This window comes from Methanosarcina hadiensis, from assembly GCF_046529725.1.
Classification (GTDB): Archaea; Halobacteriota; Methanosarcinia; order Methanosarcinales; family Methanosarcinaceae; genus Methanosarcina; species Methanosarcina hadiensis.
Map to the genome: position 1 here is coordinate 3,874,366 of NZ_CP136241.1, position 13,422 is coordinate 3,887,787.

Annotated in this window: 9 protein-coding genes and 1 pseudogene; 4 read left to right on the forward strand and 6 right to left on the reverse strand. The window is 44.4% G+C overall.

The window, feature by feature from the left end; genetic code table 11:
* The first annotated feature begins 232 nt into the window (after positions 1 to 232).
* From RSJ42_RS16635 to RSJ42_RS16645, 3 genes are all read left to right on the forward strand, one after another.
* On the forward strand, positions 233 to 1,138 hold the full coding sequence (locus RSJ42_RS16635) for a protein translocase subunit SecF (RefSeq protein WP_410508356.1): 906 nt from the start codon (positions 233 to 235) through the stop codon (positions 1,136 to 1,138).
* Positions 1,135 to 2,841, forward strand: a complete 1,707-nt coding sequence (locus tag RSJ42_RS16640) for a preprotein translocase subunit SecD (protein ID WP_410508357.1) — start codon at positions 1,135 to 1,137, stop codon at positions 2,839 to 2,841. Before RSJ42_RS16635 ends, RSJ42_RS16640 begins: the two co-directional genes overlap by 4 nt.
* A 67-nt stretch (positions 2,842 to 2,908) precedes the next feature.
* Positions 2,909 to 3,934, forward strand: a complete 1,026-nt coding sequence (locus RSJ42_RS16645; RefSeq protein WP_410508358.1) for an AAA family ATPase — start codon at positions 2,909 to 2,911, stop codon at positions 3,932 to 3,934.
* A 641-nt stretch (positions 3,935 to 4,575) separates the two neighbouring features.
* Here RSJ42_RS16645 and RSJ42_RS16650 read toward each other — a convergent pair.
* From RSJ42_RS16650 to mtbA, 6 genes and pseudogenes are all read right to left on the reverse strand, one after another.
* A complete protein-coding gene (locus tag RSJ42_RS16650; RefSeq protein WP_410508359.1) occupies positions 4,576 to 4,812 on the reverse strand; it encodes an AcrB/AcrD/AcrF family protein in 237 nt (78 codons plus the stop codon).
* A gap of 12 nt (positions 4,813 to 4,824) precedes the next feature.
* Positions 4,825 to 5,094 carry a monomethylamine permease gene (locus tag RSJ42_RS16655; RefSeq protein ID WP_410508360.1) on the reverse strand — a complete coding sequence of 90 codons (270 nt, stop codon included), beginning with the start codon at positions 5,092 to 5,094 and terminating at the stop codon, positions 4,825 to 4,827.
* Complete coding sequence (locus RSJ42_RS16660) at positions 5,081 to 6,487, reverse strand: APC family permease (protein ID WP_410508361.1); 1,407 nt, start codon at positions 6,485 to 6,487, stop codon at positions 5,081 to 5,083. Before RSJ42_RS16660 ends, RSJ42_RS16655 begins: the two co-directional genes overlap by 14 nt.
* A 290-nt stretch (positions 6,488 to 6,777) precedes the next feature.
* Positions 6,778 to 8,154: pseudogene (locus RSJ42_RS16665) on the reverse strand (monomethylamine:corrinoid methyltransferase).
* Between the two features lie 19 nt (positions 8,155 to 8,173).
* On the reverse strand, positions 8,174 to 8,830 hold the full coding sequence (locus RSJ42_RS16670) for a methyltransferase cognate corrinoid protein (RefSeq protein ID WP_410510403.1): 657 nt from the start codon (positions 8,828 to 8,830) through the stop codon (positions 8,174 to 8,176).
* 935 nt (positions 8,831 to 9,765) lie between these two features.
* Positions 9,766 to 10,785 (reverse strand): methylcobamide:CoM methyltransferase MtbA, encoded by a 1,020-nt coding sequence (gene mtbA, locus RSJ42_RS16675; RefSeq protein ID WP_410508362.1) that lies wholly within the window; start codon positions 10,783 to 10,785, stop codon positions 9,766 to 9,768.
* Positions 10,786 to 11,251: 466 nt separating this feature from the next.
* On the opposite strand from mtbA, the gene RSJ42_RS16680 reads away from it, so the two are divergent.
* Positions 11,252 to 12,871, forward strand: coding sequence for a methylamine methyltransferase corrinoid protein reductive activase (locus RSJ42_RS16680; RefSeq protein ID WP_410508363.1), 1,620 nt, complete (start codon positions 11,252 to 11,254; stop codon positions 12,869 to 12,871).
* The last annotated feature ends 551 nt before the right edge of the window (positions 12,872 to 13,422 follow it).

Genomic DNA, 13,422 nt, shown 5'->3' on the forward strand with positions numbered 1-13,422 from the left:
CAATATAAAAATATGCGAAATTCCCTGCCCTGAATCAAATTTTAAGGATAATTTGAAGAGGACCAATATTCTCAGGTTACCGGTCATATTCTGACTATGAATCTGAATGGTTCCGACTTCAGACATGGAACTTTCGTATTCTAAACATGAACGTTTTCTGGATTCCAAATCCGGACAAAAAACTCGGATAGATTCAAGAAAAAATAGATGTATTCATCCGGAGTATTTAATTATGGCAACAGGTTTGACCGAATTTTTAGATAATTTCGTGAAAAGTCACGATAATCGCCAGTTGCTGGCATTCCCCCTTGCAGTGCTTGCGCTTTCTTTAGTAGTACTGCTAGTTTCCTTTGTAAACAGCGGGTCGCCCTTAGTCCTGGGAATGGAGTTCCAGGGCGGTACCCAGATCTCATTAGAAACTACCGAATCTCCTGCCGTGCTTGAAGAGATGTATTCTTCTTATCCAATCACGGACGTCCGGCAGACCGGAAGCAGAGTTATTATGCAGTTCGGGATTATGGACAATGAACAGCAGCTTCAGCTCGAACATGAAGTGATGAGCCGCTATTCCAATGTTCAGATTCAGCAGGTTGGGCCAGTTTATGGCCAGGCATTGCAGATACAGGCTCTGCAGGCTCTTATTATTTCTTTCATAGGGATGGCAATTGTAGTATTTCTTATCTTCCGGACTTTTATTCCCTCCGCTGCAGTTATATTCGCAGCCTTTTCGGATATCGTGATCGCAGCCGCTTTCATGAGGGTTGCGGGGATCGAGCTATCTCTGGGAACACTTGCAGCTCTGCTTATGCTTATCGGTTATTCCGTGGATAGTGACATCCTGCTCACAAATAGAGTAATTAAACGTCGAGGATCTGTAGAAGAGAAAATCTCAAGGGCTATGCACACAGGTATCACAATGACCACCACAACCCTTGCGGCACTCGCAGTTATGTTCTTAGTCTCGACTTTCGCCTATCTGATTATTCCCTCATTCACACAGATTACTCTGCTTTCGCAGATTTCAATCGTGCTGATTGCTGGGCTTTTTGCAGATATGATGAATACCTGGCTCCTGAATACGGGAATTTTACGGTGGTATGCCATGAAACCCGAATTCAGAGGGAGGTATAACAGATGAGTGATAAAAAAAGCCTTTTGAAAAATCCAAGAGTTATTATCTTCATTCTGATCCTTCTAGGTTCTATATATTTTATCCATCCGGGCTATACACCCGGAGAAGGGGTAACTACTGACCTTAACTTTGGGCTTGACCTGGAAGGCGGGTCCTGGCTCCAGATAAAACTTCAGGGCGTACTTGTCCAGATAGATGCAAATTCCGGAGACCTTGTCAAGGGAATTGTTGAGCCTATTATTGGAGCCCCTATTGAGATCACAAAAAATAACCTTGATGCAGGCGGTTCTGCCGACAAATCCGTTACCTTTACAACGTCCGCTCCTGTCAGCGCGTCCCAGCTTGAGTTTCTGGGCGCTGTGAGTGTGGATAGACTGAACGGAAACACAACTCAGGTAACCATCTCTGATACAAGTAAGGAATTCTTCATAAGGAACTACCTCTCAAGAGCTCTTGATACAGAAGTAGTTCTCACGAATACTCAGGATGGGATTGTCTATGAAATCAGGACTGCGGTTACTGAAGAACAGCTTGAGGCTTTGCTAAAAGATGTTGGAGGTTCGATTCGTGAGAGTGAGGATGGGACTTCAACTTATAGAGAAGGAGTCAGCACTGAAACCAGAGACCTGACAAGGGATATCCTTAACGACAAGCTCAATTCTATGGGTCTCAAAGATATTCCTGTCAGGACTGTGGGGGATGACTATATCCTTATCGATTTTGCAGGCATTGACCTTGCTACTGCAAAGGAAATCGCTGAAAAACCCGGAAAGTTTGAGATCAGGATTCAGACAACTGGAAATCAAACCGTACATGTCCTTTATGGTGATGCCATTGAAAGTGTAGGAATTCTAACTTACCACGATGAACAGTGGCACACTCCTTTCGTTCTGAAGGAAGAAGGGGCCAGAGCTCTTCAGAAAATTGCGCTCGAAACAGGGGCAGTTGATAATCCTGAATCCCATTACCTGATAATGTATCTTGATGATGTTGAAATCTATGGGGCTCCTTTAAGCTACTCTGCCGCTTCTAAACTTCGAGAAGGCCCTATATATTCCTGGGAAGCTTCCACGGGTACCGATGAGGATGCTAAAGTTCAAGCTACTGCACTTCAGGTTCACCTTCGGGCAGGCGCCCTTCCTGTCAACGTGCAGCTTGTGGGTTCAGGGCATGTGGATGCAGGTCTCGGATCACAGTTCAAAACTGAAGCTGTGATTGCAGGTCTTCTTTCCCTGATAGCAGTTGCTGCAGTTGTTTTCCACAGGTACAGGAGGCCAGAAATCCTGGTGCCGATGGTCGGGATCTCTATCAGTGAGGTTATCATGATCCTGGGTTTTGCGGCAGCCATTGGCTGGCAGCTTGACCTTGCAGCAATTGCAGGTGTTATTGCCGCAATCGGGACAGGGATTGACCACCTTGTGATCATTACAGATGAGGTGCTTTACGAAGGCAAGCTCCCTCCAACAAAAGTCTTCCTCTCAAGAATAGGAAAAGCCTTCTCAATCATTCTCGGTGCAGCAGCTACAGTAATCATTGCCATGTCTCCTCTGGTGGTTATGGGATTCGGAACTCTGAAAGGATTCGCTATAACTACTATCATTGGTGTTTTCATTGGTGTGATTATTGCAAGACCTGTCTATGGCATTGTCATCAAGGAACTGCTTGAGAGACATGAAAACGGAACTCAGGAAGGTGACTTTGCTGAGTAATGCCGGACAGGGATAAAAATTCTGAAAACAACTGAGTATTCAAAAGCTGAAAAATAAGGTGGAAACAATGCAGGATCTCTGGACTCTAAAATACAGGGCAAATACACTTGAAGAACTGCTCGGAAATGAACATGCCGTAAAAACGCTTTCAGAACTTGTTCAGTCCAGGGCCCTGCCCCATCTCATTTTTTACGGCCCTGAGAACTCAGGGAAAACTACGGCTGCTCTCGCTCTTGCCAGGCAGCTTTACGGAAATACCTGGAAAAACAATTTTGCATATTTTAATGCCTCGGATTTTTTCGATCAGGGGAAACGATATCTTGTACGGGACAGGCGCTTTGTCCGTTTCATAGGAACCGACGACCCGAAAAAAATCTACAAAAGCGTAATAGACATCTTTAAAGAAATCATTAACGAATATGCCGGAATGGCTCCTCTTGATGCCGATTACAAGCTTATCTATCTCGATAACGCAGAATCACTCAACTCGGACGCACAGCACGCTCTCAGGCGGATTATGGAAAAATACAGTGCAACCTGCAGGTTTATTCTTTCCACAACAAGACCTTCAAAACTCATTTCTCCCCTGCGTTCAAGGGGCCTTCAGGTCTTTTTTGCCTATGTTTCGGATTCCCTGCTGAAACCGCATCTCGAGAGAATTGCTCTTTCCGAACATCTGAAACTTTCAGGTGGGGCACTTGATGCAATCCTCTATCTTGCTAAAGGAAATATTGCACGAGCTGTTCAAACTCTTCAGCTTGCTGCCATAAAGGCAGAAGGCGCTGAAATCACGGAAGAGATCGTTTTTGAAGCTACTATGAAAGGCAGGGATGAAACTGTAGATTCACTGCTTGAGGCTGCTCTTGCAGGTAATTTCCCCAGAGGACGCCAGCTTATAGATGAAATGATTATTGAAAAAGGGCTTTCAGGGACCGATATCCTTGAAGGGCTTACAGAAGCTCTTATAGATTCGGGAGAAACGGATGAAGACGTTTCACGACTTATCGTAAAAATCGCGGAAACTGATGCAAGTCTTATAAACGCCACGAGTGAAAGGATCCAGCTTGAAAAGTTAATTTCCGTTTTCTCCTGATCATTTTAGAGATCAAACAGCTTCTCAAAACTGAGCTATTTTTGCACCTTTTCATTGCTTTCCTTTCTTCCGGCCTCTTATTTGTCTCTTATTTGTCTCTTATTTGTCTCTTATTTGTCTCTTATTTATATTTGATGCGGATTTCTCCGCATTTTCTCCTTATTATATCTTTCCCTCTTCTTCCTTTCCCTCTATTCATCTTATATAAATGATTCCATCTACTGTGTGGCAGAAATAACAAAATATATATACTATATTCCTTTATTTACTATTGAAGCAGCAAATCTTATATATGATTAGTTCATATTTTTTATTGCGAACAGACCGGAAGTCAAGCTTCCCAGAAGTTTATAGCCAGAATTTCTTCCGGTGGAAGCCAATTTCGGGTCTTCCAAAAAAATCCACAAAAAAATCCCTCCATCGCTCCCTGAATAATTCCCTCATTTCAGGGAGACATGCTTATGCGGCAGGGTTAAATTACACTTAAAAACGAAATTGCCTGCCGTTCTTCTATGTAAAAAAAGGTATTTCTGCCTGATGGGGAGATCAGGCAGATCTTCAAATAAATCTTCTAAGCATTCTTTCGAAACTCAGGTGTTTTACAGTGTTTTACTTTATTTTCTTTTAATTTTCTCAGTCTCTCAATACCTGTAATGCTTCACTGAGTGATACAGGATCACTGCAAAGAAAGCGACTATCACAAGCAGGAAACTGAAGAAACCTACAGGATCCCAGACGAAACCTATTCCTTCCCCTCCTGCTTCCCAGGAAACGAGCACAGCTCCCTGAAGTACTGTGGGAATAACCACACATGCGAAGGCAAGGACAAAGATAAACACAATATCAAAGACCTCTGCAATGACACTCTTATGAACCATGTCTTTTCCTCCTCAATCGTAATATTTGAACTCGAACATGTGGGTTTTGATAGACTCTCTTACCCTCAGGCATCCGATAGTCTCGATCAGGACGATCAGCCCTATGAAGATTATGTAAAGGTAGAAGAAACCGGAAGCAATTTCCCAGGTCTCGGAAAGGATCTTATAAATTATGAATCCTTCAACGCCTACAAGCAGAGCAAGCATGCCGATGACAAGGAGCGTATCTCCATTGAGTTTGCTGTGGTATTTGCTTTCAAGTTCCCTGTTATTCGTCTCCAACGCCTATCGCCTCCTTTCCTATCCTTCCATTTTCCGAACCATTGGGTAATGGCCAGCCCATTTCAGCCCAGTTGTTTTCGACGTTCGAATTCTTGTGCCTGTGGCTGAAATAGAAGTATGCAATGCCGTAGAACACAAAGGCAAATATCAGATTGTATTTGTAGCCCCAGAACAGCGTCGAAAGAATGGTAATTGCGATTGCAATTGCAAAGTAAGCAATATACGGCTGAAGAGGGCCTGCAAAAGGCCTGATCTTGCTTGTAGTTTGCGGGAATAGATTCCTGAACCGAATGAGGGAGAAAGGAATCAGCACATAGCAGAGCAGCCCCGAGACGATTGAGAAGGTAATCACCTGGTCAAGGAAACCGCTGAATGCAAACCCGATTGCAACAGGCATCGTGAAAATTACTGCCCTGTATGGGGTATTGTACCTCGGGTGCACTGCCGAGAACCAGCCGGACACGTAGTTGTCTCTGGACAGTGCAAACCAGGAACGGGAAGAGTCACAGACGCAACCGTTTGCACTTGCAACACAGGTAAGGAATGTCCCCAGCCCGAGCAGGGCAATAAATATAAAGATCCCGCTGTTCTGTGCAGCCTCAAAAAGCGGATACACGGAAACTCCGAGCATGTCCGTAGGGATCAGCACTGCACAGAGATAGAGTGTCATTGCCGCTCCTATAAGCAGAGTTATCATTCCGGCCTGCTGCCCGAGAGGTACAGCCCTTGAAGGGTGTTTACACTCTTCAGCGCACATAGCTGCTCCTTCTATCCCCAGGTAGAACCACGGCCCGAACTGCAGGGCTGCAAAGAGTCCTATCATGCCGTTTGGCAGGGCTCCCTGGAAGAGATATTCGGGGTGGATGTTCACTCCTCCGAAGGCAGTTGAGAAGAAGAAAACCACTATTGCAATGAAAGCTATCATGGTCAGGATAAAGTTAAGGGTTAATGCCGCAACAACGCCACGATAGTTAATAAAGGTCAGAAGTGCAATAACAAGCAGGGTCACAGGAAAAACCTGCAGCTCCGGGAAGATACTCTGTGCGATGAATGCAACGACAATAGCGTCTGCCGCTTCAAGGGCTATATATTCCATATAAACTGCAAGCCCTACACTGGCAGCTGCTCCGGGCCCAACAAATAACCTTGTCCAGTCATACGGTCCTCCTGCAAGTTTGGTTGCTGACCCGAGTTCACTGGCACAGAGGGAGATTATGACATACATTGTTCCTGCAACCAGCATGGCAAGCAGGGAACCTAGAATTCCTCCTTTTGCGACAGTAAAGTTCCATCCCATGTACTCTCCGACCAGCACAATTCCTACTCCAAGTGCCCATACATGGAATGGCCGCAGAGTTTTTACCAGGCTGGCGGCTTCGTTGTGTTCAGACATGCCGTATCAACCCCTTCCTTTTGAAACCCTGCTGGCATCCAGTAAAACCCAGGCCATTAGCCCGAAAGCCAGAAGATATATCAGTCCGTTTATAACAGTCCAGATATCCATTTTTTTATCCCTTCTTTTTTCTATTTTTAATTCTTGTATTCGGTCACCTATCCATGAAAAAAATCCGCATAACTAGCGCTATATGTTTATAATTGTTTCGCCTGATTTTTTAAAAAAAATTAGCCAGCGATAACCCGCTGGCTTCTGTCAGTTCGTATAATTTCAGGCTTAACTCTGGCTTAGAATACAAGTCCCAGGTCTTCGAGCTTCTTTCTTGCTCCGTCGTAGACCTGCATATATTCGTCAGTTGGGGTAATCGTCTTTACGTCGTAGCATTCCTGGAAGGTCTTTCCTGCCGGTGCTTTAGCATAGTCTTTCTCATAAAGTGCAACAAGCTTATCAAGGATCCTGTTAATCTCTGAGATTTCCACACCTGCAGTTGCCCTTGCTACTTCTCCCATCATCCTTGCTTCCATACCTGTTGTCTTGTCAGTCACGACACCCTTTGCTGATGCAACACCTGACAGGATTTCTCTGCCTGATGCCGTGTCCGTAATTGACTGAGCTGAAGCTTCAAGGAGGCACATTTCAGTACACGGGCCTGCACATGGGTAGTACTGGTTTCCTGAGAGCATGTCAGTAAACTCCGAAATAGTTGCACATGCCCATCCTGCAATAGTCAGGGTCTCCCTTGTGTTTGTTGATCCCCAGCGTATATGGACAGGGCCGTCAAGGTGCCAGCTTGCACTGCTCATAACAAAAGCGTTGATGTGGGTTGCAACATCGACAATCGTGGTCTCTTCAATGCCGCCTGCGTAACCTCCGAAGATTGGCATCTGTTCGTCCATGATAATGTCGCTGTTTCCTTTGTAATGTGCTATTACTGCTATTGCATCAAGGTCGATCTTGAGCTCGTTGAGCTGGGAGACTTCGTGGCTGTCTGATGAGATCTGGCCTCCGACACAGTCAGAGGATATATTTCCCTGGGCGGACAGGGAAGTCTCTGGGCCCTATATGCCCATTCCCGGGCGTCCTGCCATAGCGCATGCCTGCTTTATAAGGCGTGCTTCTGTCTTTGCTGCGAGGACTTCATACGGGCTTCCTGGCACAGGGGCTTTTCCGCGGACGGATGTCATGACACCGTCTACAATAGTGTCCACTTCTTTCTCAAGAGCGTAGCTCATGTGGACAGGCATGAATACTTCTTCTGAAATCGGAGACCCGGTAGGACCGCCCTGTACGATTGGCTTCCTCTTGTCGCCTACGCTTCTCTTCCTTACATTTACTGCGTCCCTGCCTGTACCGAGTGTGAATTCCTTCTGGACATTGTTGATTGCGTCCCAGATTTCGTCTTCGGTGTATTTTACGATCCTGTGGGTGTCGGTACAGTAGATACCGCACTCAAGAAGCATTTCAAACCCTGCCTGGAAGAGCTTTTCCATCATGTCCTTATCTGTGGGGATAAACTCTCCTTTGAAGTCGAGCCCGTATTTCTGCTTGAGCTCCATTGCTTTCATTGGGATCTTCATAAGGTCCCAGTCGTCCTGGGTGCACTTCTCTCCTATTTTTGCTCTGTCATAGAACTCATAGCAGTCGAATGATTTTCTGAACGTCATATGCTTTTGCCTCCCAGGGTTATTTCATTATGTTGAGTGCAACTTTTGCAGCTTCTGCAGCGTTTTCTGCGGTTGCGTCCGCGCCGATTTCATCGATCCATTTGTCAGAGACCGGGGCTCCTCCGAACATGCATTTTACGCTGTCCCTGAGGTTTTCTTCCCTGAGCCTGTCCATGAGGTCTTTCTGGCCGAGCATGGAGGTGGTCATAAGGGCTGACCCAACAAGGATGACTTTATGCCCTTTATGCTTTGCAGCCTCTTCAACAACGGTCTCATTGAGAACATCTACTCCGAGGTCAAGGATGTCAAACCCGTTTGCTCCGAGCATGGTTGTAACAAGGCGGTGGCCGATATCGTGAATGTCTCCTTCTGCAACAAAGGTGATTGCAAGACCTGTTCCTTCTTCTCCTTCAACCCTGGTCTTCTCAAGTTCGGGAGTAAGGATCTTCATTGCGGCTTCCATGGCTTTTGCGGACATCATGATCTGTGGCAGAAAAACCTCGGCAGCTTCAAATTTGTCACCAATAATCTTCATTCCTGGGGAAAGGCCCTTTGTAATAATGTCAAGAGGTGAAATTCCTGCATCTAGAGCTTCCTGTGTTAACTGTGCAGAACCTGCGATGTTTTGAGTAGCAATCGCGTTGGTTAATTTATCAAAAATCTCCTGGTTTGCCATTTTTTTTCCTCCGTTTCTGTCGAAACTGGCTTTTCTGTGCAGTACCGTAACAGCATTGCTGGGCAGTACAATGGTAAGAGCCTCAATAGACAACGGACCTTGTAAAGATTTATGCGGACATAAGCCCAAGCTCTGCTAGGTAAAAAAGCGTTTGCATGGGGTTCTTTACTTATGCTGCAAGCCCTGCGCCTTTTATTTGCCATTGGGCGTGGGGATGCCTTCACAATACTCTTAGTTGTCTATATCTGAACTATTCACTGCCATTGCCATTTCTTACCCGTTTTCGGGTTCTTTGTGAATAGTCTCTTCTCTCCTTACATTGCTACCGGGGAATTTTGCTGGAGACTGCAAACTCATTTCCCAGTCGAACTAGCACTCATATCCCAAATTTCCCAACAGTATGCCTGCTGGACTGCCTGGAACTGATCCGAATATTCGGATTCAATCCCTAAAAGAAAAATGAAAATAATAGTATATAAACGAATACCATAATTCTTTATTATATAATTTTTTAGAATATTTTCAATGATGGTTTTTCAGAATGTGGCGCCTAAAAACTGTATTTTTCCCTCCGTTTTTTCCATAATTGTCCATACAAAAACTGAAAAGGGAAAGATATATATCTTAGATATTGTGGTTAGTTAGGTTTTTCTGAATATCCGGTGGCTTTGGCGCAAAATATGTTTCTTAAATTGTTTATTAAAACGAAATTCTTAAATATAAGTATCTGTCCGGCATATATTAACCGGATCCCAAAAAGTTCAGTTTTAAGGATAGTTTGGGGCTCAACAGACAGAAAATTACTTTTGCCAATTTGAGTCAGGGCAAATAACAGGAAAAGTGGAAAATGGAAAAAAACTAAAAATAAGCCGGCTTCAAGCCGGCAGTTTGATTTAAAGGATTTTAAAATCTGCGATATTCATCAAGTACATTATTCAGTACTTATGGTTTTTGGCGCACTCAACCATTTTCTGAAGGTTGGCAGTTGGGGTCATGCTTACAATTCCACAGCCGACTGTAAGCAATCCGACACCTGCATCAAGTATCTTCTTTGAGGCTGCTGCGACATCATCAGGAGTCCCATTCCATAGTACAGCTACAGGATCAAGGTTTCCGACGATGATAGCATTTTCCACATTGCCTGTTGCAGTTTTTATGTCTACTCTCTGATCTACACTGATGGCATTTACTCCGGTTTTGTCCATAATGGAAAGGCCATTAGTTGTGTTTCCGCAGATGTGAAGGACTGTGGCGACATCAAGTTCCTTCATGGCATCGACAATCTTTTTCTGGTATGGGAGGGCGTATTTCTCATAGAATTCCCCACCTATAAGCTCATAGCTGGCTGTCGGGTCAATAATGGCTATTGTGTCTGCTCCATTCTCAACCATTGCTTTTGCGTATGCTATATTGAAATCAGAGCAGAAGTCCAGAAGCGCAGGGACAATGTCCTCACCTGTGAAAAGGTTCCCAAACCAGGCGTCTCCATTGATGTGCTGAGCAAGTGAGAAAGGACCTATCATGGACCCTATAACAGGGAGCTCTTTCCCGTATTTTTCGGAAAGGATCTTTACAGCTTCAAGGATTACGCCTATTCTGCCTGAATCCAGGCTGTAGTCCTTGATTTTTTCCATGTCTTCCATACCCTTTACGCTGTGCTTTATCACAGACGGCTGCTGCTTCAGGTCGCCAGCCTTTATTCCGCAGCCAAAAAGTTCGGCTTCAGCCGTAATGTCAAAAGGAACTCTTACTGCCTCAAAACCAACTACCGTATGCCCAGCTTCCGCAAGTGTTGCCATTTTTTGTGCGTCTTCATGGGCTTCAGGCCAGAAGGCTCCGGAAGCTTCCATCTGTTCAATTGTTGCAGTCTGTGTGAAACAAACAGCAGGCATTCTGTCTACTGGCTGTTTCCTCAATGCACGGTATAATCTTTCTTTTGGTGTATATTCTGTCATCTATAATCCCTCTCTAAGTTCTATAGACAGCCCTAATTTCAAAAACCCATACTATAAATAAATATGTATTATTATTCCTTAATTAAAGATTATATTATAAAAACTTATAAATTAATCCTGCGGAAACGGCTGAAAATTCTCCCAAAACAAGTAAAATTGTTTTCAAATTGGCTCTTCAGGGGAAACTTTAATGTATATAGAGGCTTGGGGTTTTACTAAGGTTAATTTCTCCAGAATCTGGCCGTATCTAATGGTCACGCCTAAATTTTTCTCCTGACCTCAGATATATGGCAGGCATGAGAAATCGGGAGGAATAGCTTATATATCGTATAAGTTATAAAAATATTCTATTCTTTTCCTTTATCGAATCAGGCGAAATTCATCATATCCATCATATCCCATTCTTTTCCGGGGCAGTCCATGGTGCCGTGACTCCTCGATACGATACTTCCGGAGGATCTGAAAAATGTACGGAATTGCACTTGACCTGGGTACCAGCGGTTTTAGAACCCAGCTTATCGACCTTGAAACAAATACGACTTTAAAAACAGTTATAACTATGGGTCATCCCCTGCCAGGAGGAAATGTTATGGACCACCTGGACTTTGCTATTACAACAGGGGAGGACGTTGCTCACGGAGTAATTATTGAAACCGTCAGGAGGATGTTCCTGAAATTTGATGTCGATCTTTCGAAAGTGGAAAGGCTTGCAGTCTGCGGAAATCCTATCCAGCTTTCTCTTTTTCAGAACATCGAAATCAGGGACCTGGCATACGCCGGAGAAAACAAGCAGAAAATGCTCGGAGTGCAGAATGTAAAAAGAGATGCCCGTGTGTTTCCAGCTTCGGAATTTTTCGGGGATGACCTCCCTAATTGTGAAGTTATTGTGCCCCCGGCAATCAAACACGAAATCGGGGCTGATGCCCTCGCTATGATGCTTGAAACCGATTTTCTTATCCAGACCAAACCTGCTCTTGTGACCGATTACGGGACAAATGCAGAAATGGCTCTTAAAGTCGGAGACCGGATAATAACAGCAAGTGCTGCTGCAGGGCCTGCTATCGAAGGTCAGGGTATAAGTTCGGGTATGCTTGCAAGCCCTGGAGCGATTTGTGATATAAAACCTGCAGGTGAATACTGGAGAATTATGGTCCTCGACAAAGAGATGGAAAAACAGGACGCTTACTTTATCAGCCCTATTACCGGTGAGATGAAAGAGTCCAATGGATACGAAGTTTCAGGCATTACAGGAACAGGAGTAATCTCAGCTTTTGCCCTTGCCCTGAGAAGCGGGTTGATTGAGAAGCCTCCAAAACTCCCCAATGGAAAATTGATTCTGGGGCCCGGAATTGAAATTACCGAAAAAGATGTCGAAGAAGCCGGAAAAGCCATAGGCGCAATCCGCGCTGCTCATATGACTCTGATAGTGGAATCCGGGATCAAATACGAAGATCTTGAGTATGCATACATGTCAGGAGCTTCAGGAGCTTACGTAGATGCCGAAGATGCCCGCAGGCTCGGTGCCGCTCCGGGTTATGCGAAAAAAATAGTCCAGTTCGGAAATACCTCTCTCGCCCTTGCGCGGGAACTTGTGCTTAACAGGTCCAGGATTAATGATGTTATCGAGGTTGCAAAAAAGATCACTGCCGACCACCTGATGATGGCTACCAGTGAGACTTTTAACAACTTTTACCTCTGCGAGCTCTCTTACTGGACTCAGGGCATGCCCCTTGAAATGTATGACCAGATGCTTGAACTCTACGGTTTGCCCAAGCTCCCCAAAACTCTTGAACACGCCAGCATAGAAAAACGTGTCAGCAAGGACATAGAGCAGGTTGGAATCGGTGGGCTTGCAATCCTGAAAGAAATTGGCATAATCCTCGAAGTCCCCGTAGAGAAATGCATCTACTGTCAGAAGTGCATGGAAGAATGCCCTGAAAGTGCCCTTGAAATCACTGAGACCGATGAAATCAGAATCGCAAAATATGACAGCCAGAAATGCCTGGGAACAAGCTGCCGCAGATGTGTCAGTGTCTGTCCTGAAAATGCGATTGACATTACAAAACTGAAAATCAAAGCAAAATAAAAATCTGTGGGACTTATTTTCCCACTCTTTTTTACCAGCTATTCATTCCGCTCACATGATAAAAGCATAATTTTTCTTCATCAATTAGTCCTCTTGAGCGAAGCGAAAAGGACGCGTACTCCCGAGGCGCAATTCGGGGAGCGAAGCGAAAAGGACACCGTCCTCCCGAGACGGGACTCGGGTGTGTCAGCGTCTGTTCTGAAAACGCAATTGATATTACAAAACTGAAAATCAAAGCAAAATAAAAATCTTTGGGACTTATTTTTCCACTTTTTTCTTTTTTTAAATTTAATTCTCAGTTATTATGCAATTTCTTTTGTGAACCCGTCGAAACTAATATTATCCTGGAATTATATATTTATATGAAAATACTATCCCAAAATCAATAGTTTCCTATGGGACCTAAAACATTTTTTCACGGGAATAATAACATAGGCAGATCCTTTTTTTCCTTAAAGGAGCTCATGGAAATTTTCCACGTCACTTAATGTCATTGAATATATTGTACTGAATGGGATTAGCATCATAATGATCCAGGTCAAAAGTTTATA

Bases quoted from the DNA above. Each gene is read 5' to 3' on its own strand.
- RSJ42_RS16635 (WP_410508356.1), top strand. From the start codon at position 233: ATGGCAACAGGTTTGACCGAATTTTTAGATAATTTCGTGAAAAGTCAC.
- RSJ42_RS16640 (WP_410508357.1), top strand. From the start codon at position 1,135: ATGAGTGATAAAAAAAGCCTTTTGAAAAATCCAAGAGTTATTATCTTC.
- RSJ42_RS16645 (WP_410508358.1), top strand. From the start codon at position 2,909: ATGCAGGATCTCTGGACTCTAAAATACAGGGCAAATACACTTGAAGAA.
- RSJ42_RS16650 (WP_410508359.1), bottom strand. From the start codon at position 4,812: ATGGTTCATAAGAGTGTCATTGCAGAGGTCTTTGATATTGTGTTTATC.
- RSJ42_RS16660 (WP_410508361.1), bottom strand. From the start codon at position 6,487: ATGTCTGAACACAACGAAGCCGCCAGCCTGGTAAAAACTCTGCGGCCA.
- RSJ42_RS16670 (WP_410510403.1), bottom strand. From the start codon at position 8,830: ATGGCAAACCAGGAGATTTTTGATAAATTAACCAACGCGATTGCTACT.
- mtbA (WP_410508362.1), bottom strand. From the start codon at position 10,785: ATGACAGAATATACACCAAAAGAAAGATTATACCGTGCATTGAGGAAA.
- RSJ42_RS16680 (WP_410508363.1), top strand. From the start codon at position 11,252: ATGTACGGAATTGCACTTGACCTGGGTACCAGCGGTTTTAGAACCCAG.